This is a genomic window from Cellulomonas bogoriensis 69B4 = DSM 16987, from assembly GCF_000767165.1.
GTDB classification, from domain to species: Bacteria; Actinomycetota; Actinomycetes; order Actinomycetales; family Cellulomonadaceae; genus Actinotalea; species Actinotalea bogoriensis.
Genome location: NZ_AXCZ01000503.1, coordinates 1 through 319, shown reverse-complemented (window position 1 = coordinate 319; position 319 = coordinate 1). Strand labels below are relative to the sequence as shown.

Annotated in this window: 1 protein-coding gene; it reads right to left on the bottom strand. The window is 76.8% G+C overall.

Annotation, left to right across the window (positions count from 1 at the left end):
• Window positions 1-37 precede the first annotated feature (37 nt).
• The coding region (locus N869_RS18685; protein WP_232229908.1) for a hypothetical protein at window positions 38-319 on the bottom strand (282 nt) is incomplete at its 5' end.

Genomic DNA, 319 nt, shown 5'->3' with positions numbered 1-319 from the left:
CCCGGCCCGACCGGCCCGACCGGCGCGACCGGCCCTGTCAGCCCCAGCGCCGCGCCACCGCGCGGTAGCTCTCGACCCGGCGGGCACGGTCCAACGACGGGGTGACCACGACGACCTCGTCGGCCAGGGCCTGGTGCGCGGTCTCGCCGTGGTCGATGCCGACGAGGTCCGGGACCACCAGGGGCAGGTGGGGGTGCCCATGGGGTCGGCAACGGCCGGACGTCCGACCCGATTCCCTCCGGTCCTGCCTGTGGGGGGACGGGCGGGGGGCCTCGGGGCGTCGTAGCGTCGGGGCCGTGAAGAGCCTGCTGTGGTTGCG